16 protein-coding genes are annotated in these 19,041 nt (G+C 33.9%); 2 read left to right on the top strand and 14 right to left on the bottom strand.

Features of this window, described 5'->3' with window-relative positions:
* From HMPREF2580_RS00715 to HMPREF2580_RS00645, 13 genes are all read right to left on the bottom strand, one after another.
* Window positions 1-2,490: fibrinogen-binding adhesin SdrG C-terminal domain-containing protein (locus HMPREF2580_RS00715; protein WP_083321644.1), on the bottom strand; the 2,490-nt coding region annotated here is incomplete at its 3' end.
* A gap of 373 nt (window positions 2,491-2,863) precedes the next feature.
* Window positions 2,864-3,550 carry a Crp/Fnr family transcriptional regulator gene (locus tag HMPREF2580_RS00710; RefSeq protein ID WP_070830046.1) on the bottom strand — a complete coding sequence of 229 codons (687 nt, stop codon included), beginning with the start codon at window positions 3,548-3,550 and terminating at the stop codon, window positions 2,864-2,866.
* A gap of 167 nt (window positions 3,551-3,717) precedes the next feature.
* Entirely contained in the window at window positions 3,718-4,662 is a 945-nt protein-coding gene (gene arcC / locus HMPREF2580_RS00705; protein WP_044466377.1) for a carbamate kinase, read from the bottom strand.
* Between the two features lie 18 nt (window positions 4,663-4,680).
* Window positions 4,681-6,111: an arginine-ornithine antiporter gene (gene arcD, locus HMPREF2580_RS00700; protein ID WP_070830045.1), complete on the bottom strand. Its 1,431-nt coding sequence runs from the start codon at window positions 6,109-6,111 to the stop codon at window positions 4,681-4,683.
* Between the two features lie 122 nt (window positions 6,112-6,233).
* Entirely contained in the window at window positions 6,234-7,241 is a 1,008-nt protein-coding gene (gene argF / locus HMPREF2580_RS00695; RefSeq protein ID WP_070830044.1) for an ornithine carbamoyltransferase, read from the bottom strand.
* Between the two features lie 117 nt (window positions 7,242-7,358).
* Window positions 7,359-8,594 carry an arginine deiminase gene (gene arcA / locus HMPREF2580_RS00690; protein ID WP_037541728.1) on the bottom strand — a complete coding sequence of 412 codons (1,236 nt, stop codon included), beginning with the start codon at window positions 8,592-8,594 and terminating at the stop codon, window positions 7,359-7,361.
* A 338-nt stretch (window positions 8,595-8,932) separates the two neighbouring features.
* Window positions 8,933-9,394 (bottom strand): arginine repressor, encoded by a 462-nt coding sequence (locus HMPREF2580_RS00685; RefSeq protein WP_002444616.1) that lies wholly within the window; start codon window positions 9,392-9,394, stop codon window positions 8,933-8,935.
* An 821-nt stretch (window positions 9,395-10,215) separates the two neighbouring features.
* Window positions 10,216-11,736, bottom strand: coding sequence for a M4 family metallopeptidase (locus HMPREF2580_RS00675; protein WP_070830042.1), 1,521 nt, complete (start codon window positions 11,734-11,736; stop codon window positions 10,216-10,218).
* 334 nt (window positions 11,737-12,070) lie between these two features.
* Window positions 12,071-12,907, bottom strand: coding sequence for a M23 family metallopeptidase (locus tag HMPREF2580_RS00670; protein ID WP_070830041.1), 837 nt, complete (start codon window positions 12,905-12,907; stop codon window positions 12,071-12,073).
* Between the two features lie 127 nt (window positions 12,908-13,034).
* Window positions 13,035-13,583 (bottom strand): immunodominant staphylococcal antigen IsaB family protein, encoded by a 549-nt coding sequence (locus tag HMPREF2580_RS00665; RefSeq protein WP_070830040.1) that lies wholly within the window; start codon window positions 13,581-13,583, stop codon window positions 13,035-13,037.
* A 396-nt stretch (window positions 13,584-13,979) separates the two neighbouring features.
* Window positions 13,980-15,218, bottom strand: coding sequence for an ArgE/DapE family deacylase (locus HMPREF2580_RS00660; protein WP_070830039.1), 1,239 nt, complete (start codon window positions 15,216-15,218; stop codon window positions 13,980-13,982).
* Window positions 15,219-15,641: 423 nt separating this feature from the next.
* On the bottom strand, window positions 15,642-16,163 hold the full coding sequence (locus HMPREF2580_RS00650; RefSeq protein ID WP_070830038.1) for an immunodominant staphylococcal antigen IsaB family protein: 522 nt from the start codon (window positions 16,161-16,163) through the stop codon (window positions 15,642-15,644).
* Window positions 16,164-16,257: 94 nt separating this feature from the next.
* A complete protein-coding gene (locus HMPREF2580_RS00645; protein WP_070830037.1) occupies window positions 16,258-16,782 on the bottom strand; it encodes an immunodominant staphylococcal antigen IsaB family protein in 525 nt (174 codons plus the stop codon).
* A 270-nt stretch (window positions 16,783-17,052) separates the two neighbouring features.
* Here HMPREF2580_RS00645 and HMPREF2580_RS00640 point away from each other — a divergent pair, with 270 nt between their 5' ends.
* Window positions 17,053-17,577, top strand: a complete 525-nt coding sequence (locus HMPREF2580_RS00640; protein ID WP_070830036.1) for a hypothetical protein — start codon at window positions 17,053-17,055, stop codon at window positions 17,575-17,577.
* Between the two features lie 97 nt (window positions 17,578-17,674).
* Here the strand turns inward: HMPREF2580_RS00640 and HMPREF2580_RS00635 are convergent, their stop codons facing one another.
* On the bottom strand, window positions 17,675-18,436 hold the full coding sequence (locus HMPREF2580_RS00635) for a tandem-type lipoprotein (RefSeq protein ID WP_070830035.1): 762 nt from the start codon (window positions 18,434-18,436) through the stop codon (window positions 17,675-17,677).
* A gap of 305 nt (window positions 18,437-18,741) precedes the next feature.
* On the opposite strand from HMPREF2580_RS00635, the gene HMPREF2580_RS00630 reads away from it, so the two are divergent.
* Window positions 18,742-19,041, top strand: a 300-nt coding sequence (locus HMPREF2580_RS00630; protein ID WP_141756845.1) for a DUF1672 family protein, incomplete at its 3' end; no start/stop codon positions are given.

Below are 19,041 nucleotides of genomic sequence, written 5' to 3'. Positions count from 1 at the left end.
GCTGTCTGAATCGGAGTCACTATCTGAGTCGGAATCACTATCTGAATCAGAGTCACTGTCGGAATCAGAATCGCTGTCTGAGTCGGAATCACAATCTGAGTCGGAGCCACAATCTGAGTCGGAATCACTATCTGAGTCGGAATCACTGTCTGAATCTGAATCACTATCTGAGTCGGAGCCACAATCTGAGTCTGAACCGCAATCGGAATCTGAATCACAGTCTGAGTCTGAGCCACAATCTGAGTCTGAACCACAATCGGAGTCTGAGCCACAATCTGAGTCTGAACCACAGTCGGAATCTGAATCACAGTCTGAGTCTGAGCCACAGTCTGAGTCTGAGCCACTATCCGAATCGGAGTCGCTATCTGAATCCGAGTCGCTGTCTGAATCCGAGTCACTGTCTGAATCTGAGTCACTGTCTGAATCTGAGTCACTATCAGAGTCTGAGTCGCTGTCTGAATCGGAATCGCTATCAGAGTCTGAGTCGCTGTCTGAATCGGAATCGCTATCTGAATCTGAGTCACTATCAGAGTCTGAGTCGCTGTCTGAATCGGAATCGCTATCTGAATCTGAATCACTGCCGACCACTAAATCCCCATCAGCCGAACCATCTGTTGGTTTAACTATATTTTCGTTATCCCAATAGAACTGTCTTCTCACGCCACTTACAGTATCATTCGTTTCTGAAACTCTAGTCTTAACATTTTGGCCACTCTTACTATCATATTTACCTTCAACTTCGATAATATAAGCGCCATCAATATGACCAAATTGAATGTTAACAGAGTTATCACTATTGTAAGTAATCCATCCATTAAAATTATTTGTGACATCTACTAAGTTTGAACTATTAGTATCGTTATAATAACTCTCACTCAATTGACTTGCGTCTTTCACTTGGTAAATTTTGAATTTTGTATTTTTATCAATAATTGTACTTGATTTACTTTGATCAGTTTGATAACCCTGAATACGCACATTTGAATTATATAATGTATTTTCCATAGGATTAACATAAATCTTTTGCTTAAAGTCTTCACTGCCTGAATGCAAATCGATATCTGTTATAAACGAACTAATATTTGGTCCATAAGCGTCTTTTATACCTTGGTACGGTGAATCGTAACTAATATTCAAAGTCTCAGTGTAATTCTTATCAGCTATATTAAATGTACTGCTGTAGTTACCACTATGAGGCGTATTCTTTCTATCTGTGAAAATTGGCAACTTGAAGTTCCCTTTAATATTATTTCTGTCATTAACGAAATTCGTAAAAGTATATTTTACCGTCTTACTATTTACATCATAAATACCATTAGCTACCACTTCTCCATTGGCATTTGTTAATGGCTTAACCTTCATTTGATTATTAAGTTTCTCATAATTTACATCACCATTAACAGTAACACGTTGTGGATATTTAACAGTAAAATAATCGCCTTCTTTAATCTTTCCATTCACGCTAAATGATGCATTTAAATCTGAATAGCCACTATGGTTAGGGTCAAAAGACTTTTTCGACACATTAAAACTATCAACATTTATTTTATCGTTAACGTTAGAACCTTGTTGTTCTGAATTCGCTTCATTTGTTGCAGCTCTACTTACAGGCTGTGCAAATCTTGAAACTGTTCTAGGTGTAGCTTGAACTTGTATTGCATTCTTTTCATTCGCTTGATCATCTATCGGTGAGTTGGATAACGAATGATGTCGAGTATTAGAATTGTTTAATCCATTAACTTTATTAACTGACTTTTGAGTTGATTGGTTACGAGTTGAAGCACTATCTTGAGGGCTATAAGTTTCTGCAACCTGCTCTTGAGGTGAAACACGATTTGAACTTTGCGATGTTTGTGACTGTGAATTTTGTGTTGCTGATGCTTGCAGTTCAAGGTTTTGGGCTTTAGTTCTTTGAACTGTTTGCTCAGTTTCTTTCACGTTATGATTTGTTGATTGTTTATTCGCTTGTTCTACATCTTCATCTCGAGAAACTTTATGAGTATTTTTTGTTGTTTGATTGTTTGTTGTTAATGTTTCTTGATTTGAATTATTATTTTTTACTTCTTGTTGCTTTTCTGTTGTGTTATCAGTTGATTGGGCGTCACCTGATAAATCTTTAGCATTGCGTGTGTGATTTTGCATTACTTCTTTAGACGTTTCAGTCGAAGTTTTCTCTGCTGATTGGGCATCATTGTTTTGGGCTTTTAATGATGTGCCAACTTCATCTGACTGATTATCTAGTTGTTGGACGTTATGGTTGTTTTGTGTGGTATGAGTCTTTTTTTGAGTATCTCCTAGCTGTCCAACTGGGCTACTATTCGAAGCTTCCTCATTGTTTGAAGTGAGTGAAGCAGTGTCGGTAGAATGCTCAGCCGCTTTTGCTTCATGATCAACTCCAAAAATTATTGTTGCACCAACTAAAATTGATGCCGTTCCTACTGTAAATCTTCTAATGGAATACTTGTTATGCCTGTTAGGCACGAAATCCATCCTTTTTCTCAAAATACATCACTTCCTAAAAAAATTTGTGATTTTAATTTAATCACAAGATAAAGAATACTACATTTCTCGATTATATAAAAGAGTTAATTTAAAAATTAATGATAATCTTTATATGAAATGCAATTGTTTTTGGTTGTATGTTTTAATATTTAATTATAATTTAATTTATGTAGTGTATACATATATTATTAAATCGGCATTAATTTCTTTTAAAATATAAAAGCACTAGTCAGAATTATTTCGCTAGAAAGTAATTCAACTAATGCTTTAATAGAATATATATTTAATTTAGAGTGTGTTTTAACTAGAATGGCAAAATGAAAATTTCTTCAAATCGAAATTTCAAATTTAAAATTCGTCTTTATAATTCTTTGCTGATCAACCAATTTTTATTACTTTTAAATAGAACTTTATCTTTTCGAAGCTCATTAATAATATGTCCTGTTGTTTCTCGAGATATGCCTGCCATATCACTTAACAGTTGTATTGTCATAAATTGTTTTATTTCGTAGAATTCTTCATTATCGTATCCGACAGTGTGGCATAGATAACGTAAAATCTTAGTCACGCGTTCTTTCGCAAGCTTGCTGGTTAACGCCATATTATATTCAATGTGCTGACATTGGGTTTCACTCAGTAATTCAAATAACCTTACGAAGATATCTTCATGCGTTTTGCACAGGTATTCAATTAAATCACGAGGAATGCCTATGACTTCACAATCCGTCAAAGCCGTACACATTTCATTTGGCACTTTATCTTGAAATAAATTATTCAACGGGAACAGCACTTTTTCTCTATTTAAATAACGATACATGTCGCCATTTAAATTAAAATTCTCTCTCATGATATTTCCTTGTAATAATAAATAAACGTGTGTCGTTTCGTCTGATGAAAAGTAAATCACTTGTCCCTTACTATAATGCCTAACAAAACACTGGCTTTTAAACGGAAGTAAAACGCCAACAGGTATATGAATATAAGACGCAAGTTGTTTGAAACTTTCATCAAGTTCATTTTCTCTACAAAAAATTTGATTTCCAGCCATAACATAAACTCCTTACTACCTAAAGCTATTGAAAGGGAGAACGCTATACATCTTTCTAATATGAAGTTGGCGTTAAAGTGTCAAAGAAACGCCACTTCATAGATGTTTATTGATTAAGGGGAGGGGGCCATCGTTCTTATGGTTCCAATAGCTTGATTATTCAACATTTATTTGTGAATATGTGTACCCGCTTGCTTGTCGAACGCATGATAAGCATTTTCTAAATTAGTGATAATTGCTTCTTTATCATTTCCACTTTCAACAAATTCAATTGCCGCTTCAATCTTCGGCAACATCGAACCTTCAGCGAACTTACCTTCATTCGCATAACGTTTTAAAGTTTCAATATCAATGTCTGTTAACTTTTCTTCATTTGGTTCTTTAAAATTAATATACACGTGTTCTACATTTGTTAGTATCATCAACGTATCTGCGTCAATGAGAGCTGCTAATTTTTCACTAGCAAAGTCTTTATCAATAACCGCTTCGACACCTTCATATGTGTGTTCACTCTTCACAACTGGCACACCCCCGCCACCACAAGCGATGATAATATTTTTCTGTTCGACAAGTGTGCTAATTAATTGGTGTTCTAGAATAGAAATTGGTAATGGTGAGGCAACAACCTTTCTATATCCTCGACCTGCAGAATCTGCTTTATAAATCGCTTCAGGTTGTGCTTCTTTTAAAGCGTGCATTTCTTCCTCAGTATAAAACGGACCAATCGGTTTTGTTGGGCGGTTGAATCGAGGATCATCTTTATCAACCTCTACACGAGTAATAATTGTTCCAACTGCTCGATCGCTACCAATTTCTGATAATGCTCGGTTAATTTCGGTCTCTAACCAATAGCCTATCATACCTTGCGTCATAGACCCACATACATCGAGTGGCATAGCAGGAGTCTGTGCGCTGTCTGATTTAGATTGTTGAATGAGTAAATTGCCTATTTGAGGGCCATTACCATGTGAAATCACGATATCATTATTTGATTGAAATAAAGGTTTAAGTGATTGCATAGTCATGTGAATCGCCCGTCGTTGTGCTTCTGCTGAACCTTCAGATGTCTGAATCGCATTACCGCCTAATGCGATGACAATTTTTTTATTCATAACTCATCGCTCCTTTATCTAGAATACATTAATCGCGCCGCTACATAGTCGAACTAGTCCCACAATTGCTAGAACTATGATGATTGCGAAGAAGATATAATCTACGCGTGTTAAACGTCTTCGGTTGTTTTTCTGAACGATTGAATAAACGATAAGCCCTGGAATATAAAGCAACATCGTTAATAATAAATAGTCAAATCCTGCTGCATAGACTAACCATATTGCGTAAACAGATGCGAGTATACCAATTGTCCATTGTTTTGGTGTCGCATGTTGTTTATGTTCAATTGTATATTTAACTTGATAAAATGCGCTAAACATGTACGGATAAAGAATGGCACTTGATGCTAGTGAAAATGCAAATTGGTACGCGCTATCAGTGAACAACATACTAATTAAGAAAATTTGAACTAATATGTTCGTGATTAATAACGCATTCACAGGTGCGCCGTTTTCATTTTCCTTAGCAAACCATTTAGGGAATAACCCATCTTTCGCAACGATAAATGGCAATTCACCAGCGAGTAATGTCCAACCTAACCATGCGCCTAATACTGAGATAATTAAGCCAATGTTAACTAGTGTTGAACCCCAGTCGCCGACAATGTATGAAAGTACGTGTGCCATAGACGGTGCTTCCAATTTAGAGATATGGTTCTGAATGATAACGCCTTGGGCAAGTACAGTTAATAAGAAATATATGAGTAATACTGAAATTAATCCTATCACTGTAGCAGTACCTACATCTTTCTTACGTTTAGCACGACTTGAGAAGACGACAGCACCTTCTATTCCGATGAATACCCATACGGTTACAAGCATTGTACTTTTCACTTGAGACATTGTGTTTCCAAAGCTAAATGGTAACGCACCGTGTGCATTCATGCCGAAAAACCCTTCTTTGAAAGTACCAAAATTAAAGGCAACTAACATACAAATGACAACGAGTAGAATAGGTATTAACTTCGCAACGGTTACAATACTATTAATAAATGCCGCAGTTTCTACACCTTTTAGTATAAGGAAGTGAACACCCCATAATAAAATTGAGGCAACAAGTATACTTGGGAATGTGTTACCACCTTTGAAAATTGGGAAGAAGTTCCCTACTGAAGACATCAATAGTGTTGCGTAAGCGACGTTGCCTAAAAATGCAGAGAACCAATATCCCCATGCACTGGCAAAACCTATAAAGTCACCAAATCCAGCTTGTGCATAACTATAAATACCACCATCGAGATCAGGACGTTCATTCGTTAGATTTTGGAATACAAAAGCTAATGAAATCATGCCTATAGCTGTAATAATCCATCCGATAATAATTGCGAGACCACCGGCTTGGCCACCCATATCAGACATGAGGTTGAATGCACCGCCACCAATCATTGATCCTATAACGAGACCTATCAATGATGATTGACTTAACTTATTTTCTCCTGATTCGCTCATATTCATTTCTCCTTTAGAAGTAGGGACACATAGATGTACGCTATTTAATGCATCGTTTCGTTGGGAGTGGTTTGGGAAATTAGCGTATATCTATCGTCCCTGTTATAGTAATTTGATTTAACCTAGCCTAATGTCGCAGCCATCACAGCTTTAATCGTATGCATACGATTCTCAGCTTGGTCAAATACTTTAGAGTGCTCACTTCTAAAGATTTCGTCTGTAACTTCCATTTCACTTAGTCCATATTTCTCATATATATCTTGACCGTATTGAGTTTGTGTATCATGGAATGCTGGTAAACAATGTAGGAAAATGGTATCGTCCTTACCAGTTAAATCGAACATAGCTTTGTTGACCTGATAGTCCTTCAACAAGTTAATCCGTTCTTCAAATTCACTTTCTTCGCCCATTGAAACCCAGACATCTGTATATATAACATCTGCGCCTTTAACCGCTTCATCAATTTTGTCAGTAACGAGAACAGAACCACCATACTTAGAAGCTCGGTCTTTGGCAAGGTCGACATATGCTTCTTTAGGGCTTAAAGCTTTAGGTGTACAGATTCTCACGTTAACACCAAGCATTGCGCCTGCCACCATTAATGAATGTGCCATATTATTACGTCCATCTCCAACGTAAGTTAAATTAATACCTTCAAGATGTCCGAAATTTTCTTTAATCGTCATAAAGTCTGCTAACATTTGAGTTGGGTGCCATTCATCAGTTAATCCATTCCAAACTGGTACACCAGAGAATTCAGCAAGTTGTTCTACTGTCTCTTGTGAGAATCCTCTAAACTCTATACCATCAAACATTCTACCTAGCACTTTCGCAGTATCTTCTACGGATTCTTTTTTACCTAATTGAATATCATTTTTACCTAAAAATTCAGGATGTGCACCTAAATCGATAGATGCGACTGTGAATGCAGCACGCGTACGAGTTGACGTTTTCTCGAATAGTAATGCGATGTTTTTACCTTCTAAATAATGATGCTTTGTGCCTTGTTGTTTATACGTTTTTAACGTCATGGCAAAATCGATTAAACCTTCAAATTCTTCCTTGGTAAAATCACTTTCCTTAAGTAGTGATCTACCTTTTAAGTCGAATGGTTTCCGGATTTTCTCCATAATATACGCTCCTTTCATTTAATGAGTCGCTATAAAATTGATCATCGTCTTCAATAGGTGCAATGATATGTTTATTTATGCGCTTTCGAAAACGTTTCCAATTACAATATAACTATACTATAAATCTTCTCTAAATAGTGGTTGGCTCATACATCTTGGGCCCCCACGTCCGCGAACAAGCTCGCTTCCAGGTATTTCAATTACTTTGATGCCGTGTTTTCTTAACAATTCATTAGATACATAGTTACGATCATATGTGACTACAACTCCAGGACGGATACACAATGTGTTAGAACCGTCATTCCATTGTTCACGCGCGCCATCAATGACATCGCCATTACCTGTAGGGATTAATTCGATATTGTCGACGCCAAGCACCTCTTCTAACGTTTGTTTAAGATGACTTGAGTGTGAAATTTTGATATCATTTCCAGATTCATCGTATTCAATAACGAAGATATTCATATTACCTTCTGCTTTAAGAATCGCTGAGTGCGTTGTGAACTTATCATAGTCAATCATAGTACATACTGTATCTAAATGCATGAATGTACGACTTGTTGGAATTTCTATCGCTACGACTTTTTTGAAAGTTGATAATGGATCTTGGAAAATACGTCGTGCCAAACGTTCGATGGCTTGAGCTGACGTACGTTCTGAAATTCCGATTGCAAGTACATCTTTAGAAAGTACGAGTTCGTCTCCCCCTTCTATATTGAAAGGACAGTCACGGTCTAACCATACAGGTACATCTGCATCTTTAAAGCGAGGATGATATTTTAAAATATATGAAATGAAGATGGATTCTCGACGTCTTGCTCTCCAAAACATACGATTCACTGTCATGCCTCGTCCTACTGATGCTTGTGGGTCACGTGTGAAGTATAAGTTTGGCATTGGGTCTAAGTAGAATGGATATTTGTCATCCATGTACTCAACTAAGTGTGTAGATTCTAATTTAATTTCTTCTTTTCGCACACCAGCCATGACTTTGTTAATTAATTCTTGGTTTGACAATGTAGAGAATAATTTTTTAATTTCTTTTTCATGACCAAGAATTGTTTTACGAGATTCTGCTAGAACATCATTGATAAATTGTTCTCTAATATTTGAATCTTCAATGCTCTCTGCAGCTAATTGCTCTAAGTAAAGTACTTCTACTCCTTCATCTTGTAACACTTTGGCGAACCGGTCATGCTCTTGTTGCGCCACCTTTAAATAAGGAATATCGTCAAACAATAGTCCATCTAAATAGTCTGGAACTAAATTTTCCAACTCTTTACCAGGACGTTTAAGCAAAACGGTTTTAAGTTTACCAATTTCACTGTTTACTTGAATGGGTCCATTTGCCATATTCATTTCCTCCTTTTCTATAACTACAGCTTGAGTGTATAGCGAATTTGCGATTGTTTATGTGATTATATTCACAAGTTCGATGTGGAAAGTTTTGTACAATTTGGTTATTCAATACACTTATGTGTTTGAATATACATTTTTATACTGTTATTCCGTATGGAAAATGAATATTCAATTAATATGAAATAATGAATGTTTCGATAAAAAGTTTTTTATTCACTTAAATGAATAGTTAGTCATTATGTGAAGTCAATCTTTTTGTAAAACAAAAAACCTAGCAAACGTAATTAAAGCGTTTACCAGGTTTAAGATTTAAATTATTTAATTATGAAGTTTTATGAATAATTATGATTAAATATTTTATAATACACGTACTCTGCCAGTGCCTTAGAATGTGTAAGTATCATAATTGTATCATTACCACTGATGGTACCGATGATTTCTTTAAGTTGTAATTGATCAATGTAGTAATTGATGCTTTGTGCAAATCCTGGTGACGTCTTAATTAGTATATATGATTCTTTAATCACAGTGTTAATGATTTCTGTTTCGAGATAATCATCTAGTTTTATTTTGGCGTCAATTTGTGATTGATTATTAAGGATTTTATATTCAAACTGTTTTGCATCGGCTGGGAGGCGGAAGATATTGAGTTCTCTAAGGTCTCTGGCGATGGTCGTCATGCTATAGCGTATGCCGAAGTGATCATCTATGTAATCGACGATATCTGCTTTTTTATAGATGTGATTTTGTTTAACAATCATGGTCACTAAATCTTGTCGTTTGCTTTTTTTCATTAATGATAAACTCCTCTTTACATCTAATTTAAATTGAGTTATATATTAAAAATTCTTTTTATTTAATAATAATTTATCATTCTATTGTTAAAAGATTATGAGAAAGTATGTAAAATTTTGTGACAAATTAGAAATAATGAGCGAATGAGAAGATGTTATGAGTATGATGATTAAAATATAACCTAAATGAGTGAATTTCATTTAGAGATTAGCTTAATTTGTTCCCTTTTCATTTAGAAACTATGATTCATCTCGTTTACGTTTCTTATTATTAGTTCTAATTAAACTTATAAAAACAATAATCGTAAAAATAGTAGCTACTTTATTTGCATGTTTTAAAGGTAACTCTATAATGTCGAATGTAATTAAAAAACATGTAACAGCAATAAATATGTATATGATAATTAGCAGAATATCTTTTATTGATAATTTAGAATGAATTTTTTTCAAAAGCTCACTCCTAATCAATCGGATCTTCTATTGATTAACACCTTAAGCATCATTTCTGTTAATTTCTTTATAACATGTTCGGCTTAAGATAAAAAGTTGCGAAAGACACAATATATGAACGTGATTAAACCAACTTGCTAGGAGGGAAGGGTCACTACAGTCAGACAACCCGCAGTCTCCCCTCTCGAAATTAAAAAGCCCCCTGCTCTAATCAAGAGCAAGGAGCCAGTGAGGTCAACAATGTCTATATTGAGGCGAGTAGCATTGTAAGTGTTTAACATTAATTCTTGTTTATTAAGGCGTTTGATTTTCGTTCCGTTAATATGTCATATACTTCTTGTTTAAGTTAAAACATTTGAAATTCTAATTGATTATACACCAACGTCTTCCCATGCTTTTTCAATTTCATTAGCTGTTTCTTCGTCATATAAGTCTAATGCGGATTGATGTAAGGCATCTTTGGCATCTTGGAAGTCTGAGTTAGAAGATAAGTAATCTGTAAGCGCTCTGTAGTAAATTTGTTGAGCTTTATCTTTACCAATACTGCGGATAGTGTTGTAAGCTGCTTTATTTGGAATACCTGAGTTAGTGTGGACACCACCATTATCTGAACTTGTATTTACATAGTCGTCCATGTGAGATGGTTGACCGTATTCTTCTGGATCAGACATACTTCTTAATGCATCTCCATCACGGTCTGGTGTGTAAACATCTTCACCCATTAAGAAATCGTCATTATCTACAAAGTAACCGAAAACATCTGAGAAACTTTCATTTAATGCTCCTGATTGATCACGGTAAACTAGACCAGCAGTTTCTTGAGTCACTCCATGAGTGATTTCGTGAGCGACGATATCATTAGCACCTGAGAGTGGGATAAATGTACGTCCATCTCCATCACCATATATCATTTTATCGCCAATCCATGCGGCGTTATTTCTATTATCTGAACCTTGGAAATTGTTAACATGTGCTAATGAAACAATTGGGCTTCCTTTATCATCATATGATTCACGACCAAAAGTATCTTTATAATAATCGTATACTTCTTTAGCGTGATAATTGGCATCGACGCCAGCGCGTTGATTATCATCCGTGAAATTCTTGTCTCTGTCTTTTATTAAACTATATTGACCGCTACCATCGCTATAATTATAAGCAGAAAGTTGTCCTTTATGCGTTAAATCCTGTAATGCAAAGCCGCCATCGATACTGTTAATATTGATTTTCTTCGTATCTCCAAGAACACCTTTACCAGTACCAGTTGTGGCCGCTTCATGAATCATATTCATTTTATCAACAACTTTTCCTGTTTGCGCATCTACTTTTACATTCCAATGCGCAATTTTAGGCGATGTAGTAATAAGTTCGACGTTGTACACGTATTTATTCGTTTTGCCGTCGATTTCAACTTTGTTTTGTTTTACCACATCGTTTTTCATATTTTTCGCTTTGTCACGGTTGATGTTCGTTGCTTCAAAAGCTTTACTTAAGGCTTGTTCTTTGTTGATAGAGACTTTGTTTGTAGGTTTCACTTTTTTCGCATCAGTGTCACCATTAATTAATACGACTTTCCCTTTTGAGTTAGCATGAACTTTTACCTCTTTATCAGGGGCATAAGTATGACCAACTTTAGGTTGTAAGGTATAATGGGTAAAACCTTTGTTGTCTTTTTGGGTATCAGTAACAGCGTAATCTTTATAATGATTTTTGACATTTTGCGAATCTGGCAACGCTTTTAATGCTTTAGGTGCATCGGTTTGTTGCGTTACTTCCGCATTGATTTTCTGTGTCGCTGATCCCTTTTTCGCATTGGCATCCGTATTGACTAAGGGGCTTGCTACTGTAAGTGCTGCGATACTTGTAAGTGCAAATTTCGAAAAATTCTTCATCTCGTAACCTCCTTAAAAATTTTAAAAGCAACTTACAGTGTCATCGTAATTATATTTTTTTGAAAAGTAAATGAAATTTTCATTTATTTCACACAGTCTTCACTTATAAATTATTTGTATAAATAATTTGTTCATTATTCTCACCACTTATGTTAAAATTTTAACTTTGATGGATTAATATAAGTTATTTTTATTAATTAAGATGTAATAAAATTAATAATTAAATTATACTTGATATAGTTTAGCGTTAGACGATTGCGTTTAATCCATTGGGAATAAAGGTTTTTAAAAGCACAAAAAATCACCTAATCATTTATTAAGTGATTCTTTTATGCTAATTTTTTAAAATTTCTCCTTTAATTGGTTGCGTTGCATTTTCAAATTTAATTTTTAATGATTGTCCCTTTTCCAAATCTGGAGCATTAATAACTTGGAAATGTAAATGTGGCTCTGACGAATTCCCTGAATTCCCGCATTGTCCTACGACCTCTTGAGAATAAATAATATCTCCCTCACGTACAGTAATTGAATTTCTCTTTAGATGCGCTAAAACACTATATTCGTGGCGATCATGCTTAATCATAACGTAATTTCCGAAAGGCTCATTTTCATTGGTATTACCTGGTGTATTATCATTCACATGATTGACTACCCTGACAACTTCTCCATAAATCGGAGCGACTACATCCGCTCCAAAACTATAATAATTAGCGCAGAATTGTCCCCCATCAAACATTGTCTTTCCATTTACAAGTTTCACTAAATCATATGCATAACGTTGCGTTTCATAATTATAGTGGTAATTAAATAATTCATTGTCTCCACCCCAATATACCAGCCACTCATCTTTAATTGGCAAGTTATATGTAAGTTGAGTCCACTTATCTTTAAAATAATATAAAGGTTTTAATATAAGACTATGAATGACGTCATCCTCTATAAGCACAAAAACCCCATAATTTTGATATTCATCTAACCAAATCTTTTCACCACTAGATGCATTACCAATATCTACATACAATTTATGCTTTTTAGCAAATTTCATATAAAGGTCTAATGTTTCTTTTAACATCCGCTTACTGACAGATTTTTTCATACTCTTAGAGAATAGTTTGTAAATCTCATTATGCTTTTTATTCTCAATGAGATTGATAAGTCTATTCAAGTTCATTATAATCCCCTCCAGATGCCTCATGATTCATTAAATATATTCCCTAAATTTTATAGTTATCACACTTTTTAGCCTCTTGAAAATAGAAAAAATAGACCCTCACTGTTGAGAGTCTAGCATTAAAAACTTATTTTTTAATTACTTTTTTGACTGTGCTCGTTTTTTCAAAACCAATAACTATGCGATCGATTTTACCTTTAGTAGCATCAAACCAAATCGTTGCGCCATTTTTACCTGGTTTAGCATAATAAATACCAGTCATATTATTTTTTCCATTACTTACTTTTTTAAGGTTCTTACCATAAGCAGCTTGAACATCTTTTAAAGATAGTTTATTTTTTAAGGAAATATCTACAATTGAAGCAGTTTTATCTTTTTTAGAATATTCACGGAATAATTGGTCATATTTAGTCGTAGTTTTTGAAGATTTAGTAGGCGCTAATTTAATGCCATTAAACGTCACTTTACCTTTATTAAGTGCTGTGCGGAATTGTTTGTCCAGTACAAATTTAGCATTGTAACCAGCATTACCGTTATAAGTATAATATGCAGTTTGTGTAGTTTGGTGAGTTTGAGTTGCAGCATGTGCTTGAGTTGGTGTCGAAGTTGCACCAATACCAAGTAATGTACCGAAGGCTAAAGTGGAAGCAATTATTTTCTTTGTCTTTGTATTCATGGGAATAACCTCTCTTTCTGAAAACGCCGGCATGTCGCACGGTCTTATAGATTATACCCCTTATTCAGATGGCGTACAATTAATTTATATATACAAAAGAGAGTACTTTTTTAGTTATTTAAAAATATTTGAGGAAAATTCATACCATAATAGTTTAATCGTATCGAATTTAGTTTGATAAGTGGTGGCTAAATTGTCCATGTTACCTTGATGTCTAATGTCTCTCGAGTGAATTGTCAGAGGTTTATTCACCTCACAAAATCAAACAACTCACTTTTACTCATAAATATAAATTTAATATTATACCTAATTGATTTATACTCACACTTAAAATGAAAATCACCTCACTGATTTTAGCGAGGTGATTGTTAAATCTCTTCTATATTTAAAATAACATTAAACTTCTTCAACGAATGAAGTTAAGAAGTCTACATAATAATCCACGAAATCTAAGTAGTTTTGTTTATCTACACATTCGTCTACTTGATGAGGACCTGTACCTGGGCCAAACATTAAGAATGGGAAGTTTTCATCTTTACCGCGTAATAGATTAGAAGCATCTGTAACCGCAACTGTTGGAGTAATAATGAGACCTTCTTCATTTGGGAAATGTTCTCTTGCTTTCTCATGGCCTAATTCTACTAAACGGTTTTTACCAGTTGTTACAACAGGTGCTAAATCAAGATAAATTTCTTGAGATAAACTTGAACCATTGTCATTGGCTTGCTTTAAATATTTATTAAATAATTCTTTAACTTTGTCATTATTATATTCTGGAATGGTACGTACGTTAAATTCTGCAGTAGCACTGTCAGGTACGGAATTAACTTGTGAACCCCCATTAAAGATACTATTTGTCATTACTAGGCCTTCAATTAAATCTTTGGCTTGTTCTTTAGTAACATTTTCAGGTAATTGATCTGCTAACTTATTTACCATATTACTGTAATCTAAAGACTCGCCTTTAATAGATTTTGTTAATTCTTCATATTCTTTATCTATATTTTGGATAAATTCAAGAAGTGGTTTGATTGCATTTTCACCTAAGAAAGGCATAGAACTGTGTGATGATCTGCCTTTAGAGGTAATACGGAAGTCCATTGAACCTTTATGCGCGTATACTAAGCTAGGATAAGAAGGTTCAGCAATAAGCAACGCATCTAAATCGTCGGCATAGCCTTTCTCATATAATTGAGCAGAACCAGCTTGTTCCATCTCCTCACCGACTGTTGCCATAAATTTAATTGTACCTTTGTTTAACTGATCACTTTCTTTAATTTCGATTAATGCAATCGCTAATGCCGCTAATCCTGATTTCATATCGGCAGCGCCACGACCATATAAGTTGCCATTATCTTCAGTTAATTGGAACGGGTCATATGTCCAATCGTCATGGTTTCCTTCAGCGACCACATCCATGTGACCTGAGATGCCAATCACTGGTTTGCCTGAACCAATTGTAGCGATGAGGTTGGCACGTCCTTCTGATACTTCGTCTAATTCAGATTCAATACCATATTTGTCGAACCATGTTTGTAAATATTTCGCTACTTCCAATTCATTATCGTTTACCGTTTTAATTGCGACAATATCTGATAGAATTTTAATTCTTTCTTCATTTGATAATGCACTCATCAATGAATACCACCTTTCCAAGACTCTATACCCTTTCTTTTTTAAAATTAATTTCCCCGTAGTGCAAATACTTTATCACAACGTTATTATTTACCCTCTCAACTGATTTGAGATAGATAGAAAGTTAAGAAATGTACGAGTCTATGTTAACCTTAAAGCATATACTGGCAAGGAGTCATTCTATATGTTCAAACCTCAACCCAAATTAATTATAGCAATTTTCAGCCTATTATTATTGAAAATATTCATAGTTATACCTATTTCGGAATTCTGCCATATTGAATGGCTATATTCTAATGGAATCGGTTGTAAAGTATTAGATTTACTAAGTTTAATTTTAATGGTCACTTGCATCGTGCGAGCTGTCAGAGGCCTTGAATAAAAAATGCCCGCCATTAAAATGACGGACACCTTAAAATATTACTATTTACTTGTTGTAAGTGGTACGTGACCAATAGACGCCTCGACAACATGGTTGTTATCTACAACAAACCATACTTCTAAACTTTTTTTAGTAGGCTTGTAATAGAATATGCCTCCATCTTTTTGCGTGCAATGTGATTTTTCTTTTAAATCTTTACCATAGGCTTTTTTTATTTGAGCTAATGATAAATTCCCTTTGACGATAATTTGCATTTGATTAGCACTATGACCTGTTTTAGTTACACCTTTAAACGTTTGGTCATAAAGATTAACTTTCTTAGTCCCAGAGGTCTTTGCTAATTTAATCCCATTAAATTTCACATTATCAGCCTTCACAGCGTTGATAAATTGTTGATTCAATAAAAATGATGCATCGCGTCCAACATAACCGTTGTAAGTATAATAATGTGACGTTGCTGCGTGAGCTGATCCATTTACTGGTGAGTCTGTAGTAACGCTTGCTCCCATTAATGCTCCCAAAGTAATAGTAGAAGCTAATAATAATTTAGTTGCTTTCTTCATGATAAGTTATCTCTTTTCTATAGTTTATATTTTTATTTTAACTCAATAATTACATATTAACCTATAACTATTTTCTCATTAGATGATTTCCCAATTATCCTAATGTTCCAATAGTAATATGTGTGACTTTGTTATTTTTAGTTGTAAATGCAATACCGTAATGTTTATTATTCGGGCTATAAGCATACATTTTAGTTCCATTGTTCGCACTAGGTAATTTTCTTAAACTTTTACCATAAGCTTGTTTTAACTGTTTCACAGATACATAACTTGAAACATTAAAGTCTACTTTACCTGCTCTCGTTTTCTTAGTATTTACACCGCTAAAACTTTGATCATACTTCTTAACTGTACCTTTATACTTATTCACACTTGTCTTTCCAGTTGTGTACGGGATTTTAATTCCATTCATTGTAAAATTGTCATACTTAAGCGAAGTAATAAATTGTTGATTTAAAACAAATGAGGCGTTATTTCCAGCATAACCTTGATATGTGTAATAAGGCGTAACTGCTGCGTGAGCTTCTTTGACTTGTGGCATTTCTGCTGAAACTCCAATTCCAAATACTGTTCCGGCTGCTAAGATTGGCGACACGATTACTTTGGTAGTTCTGTTCATAAATGGATCTCTCCTCTTTTTTTTATTTAGAATCGCTTATTTATGTAGAACAAAGAAGGAATGTTACGATTCGATTACAATATTACAACATTATTACAGAAAGTGCAAATTTTTATTTAAACTTTTTATTTACACCTTAAAGTTTTTTGATATATTAAATAAATGAGTTTATACTTTGAGTCACTTTTTATCGCAAAATAGTTCTACTTACGCCTAAAAAATGATTATAATAGAATACAGAAATATTTAATTTGAACGGAGGACAATCTTTTGAAAAAGATATTAGCAAGCATCGTGGTAATCCTTCTTGTTATTGCGTTAAGCTTTTCAATATATGCAGCAGTTAACCATAAAAGCAACTCTTCCCACTCTGATAAAGATAGTCAAAAAACAGAAGAAAAACATAAAAAGAAAGACAAATCGAACGACAATGATCAACAAAATAATGAGAATAGTAGTATGACTAATAGTCAAGAAAATGCACAATCAGAACCTGCAAATTCTGGAAATTATAACGGAAATCAATCAGCAAACAGTGCTAATAACACTACGAAACAACCTAACAACAATCAATATCAGAACAATACTCATCAAAGCAATACAAATAACAATGCATCATCTAATCAAAGTGGCCAAGGTTCAGCACCAAGCAATCAAAATAATAACCATTCACAACAAAATACGACACGCCCATCAACATCTGAGAAACCAAACAACCAACAATCGAGCCCACAAAACTCAGGAAGTCAGAACAATAATCAACAAAACAATAACGCACAAAACAAACATAATTAATACATTTAGACAGAAAATAAGCGACGAAAAATCGTCGCTTATTTCTTATTGGGGAGATATTGACGGTATTAATTTGTAACTACTCTCTTAATAGGTATTAATTGGAGGGTTGAAAATCAATGCTATCTATTAAACTTACATCATCTTTTTTATTTCTAACAAAGATATACTCTATATCTTGACTACCTATTGAGCTACCACTTAATTTTCCATCACCTTTTAGAACAAGTTTAGGTGCTCTCTTAGTTGGAATGTCATATTTACTTCTAATCTGTTTCACATTAAAGTCATTATTATTCAGTTTATATTCTGCAGAGTAACCAGGTACTTCTGGATTGTAGGAAACGTCTCCATTCTTATATTTATCTAAATCTTTGAAATTAGCATATTGGGAGAAAAACTTATAGTTTTTTATCTTTTCTTCAAGTTTCTTATCTTTAACCTTTTTAGTTAAATAAATTTTATTATTTTTCATTTCAACTGGGTACTTCTTTTTATTTTTTCCATAGTCATACTTATCAGTGTTATTGCTATATCTAATTATAAAAAAGTAGCCTTTTGCTTTCTTAGTATTTCTATTTAACTTTAGCAACATCCCCTCCGAAAGTAGTTCTCCATCTTTCTGTTGTATTGCCATATCAGATCGTAAAATCCATGTCCCTTTATCATTTTTATCAAAGTTTTCGTCTCTGTAGCCCTCTTTGTCATATAAATCTTCTAGATTTTTAATTGGATACATATTCAATGTCTTTGAGAAGCTATTTTTAACCTCTTTTTCTTTATTTAGCTTTAAACCATACCATCCGCCTACTACGGTAACTACAATTGTTAATGGGATAGCTATTACTAATATCCACATTTTTGATAAATTCACTATTTCACATCATTTCTATTCTAAATAATCATTTATAACGCAACTTTAATATAAATTCCTATGTTTTTCATTTAAAGTTTTAATAATTTTCTTCAATCCTCTCATAAATCATTGAATTAATCGTATTAATCAAATTCTCTTTTATCTTCTCTAGTTTATTAATTTTTTGTAAATAAATAAGACTTAAATATTTAAATCACTCTATTTATGCAATATATTTATAAAAACTATTTATATAATTTAATAATTAAGTTAGAATGATACTAACTAATATATTTTTGAGGTGCGCCATGAAAAAAATAGTCTGCTCCATTTTAGTTTCATCATTATTATTAGGAGGATGTTCAACGATGAGTAATGATTCAAATAAAGAGTCACAGTCAGTGCCCGAAGAAATGCCGGCTAGTAAATATGTAGGACAAGGTTTTCAGCCAAAAGCTGAAAAAAGCGCTATTGAATATGCGAAGAAACACCGAAAAGAATACGAAAAACTCGGGGAACAATTCTTTAAAGATAACTTTAGTTTAAACGTTAAAGCGACCAATGTTGTTGGCAGTGGTGATGGTGTCGAAGTATTCGTGCATTGTGAT

Origin of the sequence: Staphylococcus sp. HMSC036D05 (genome assembly GCF_001836225.1) — a bacterium.
Classification (GTDB): domain Bacteria; phylum Bacillota; class Bacilli; order Staphylococcales; family Staphylococcaceae; genus Staphylococcus; species Staphylococcus caprae.
The sequence above is the reverse complement of the archived record's forward strand: the minus strand, read 5'-3'. Positions and strand labels throughout refer to the sequence as shown.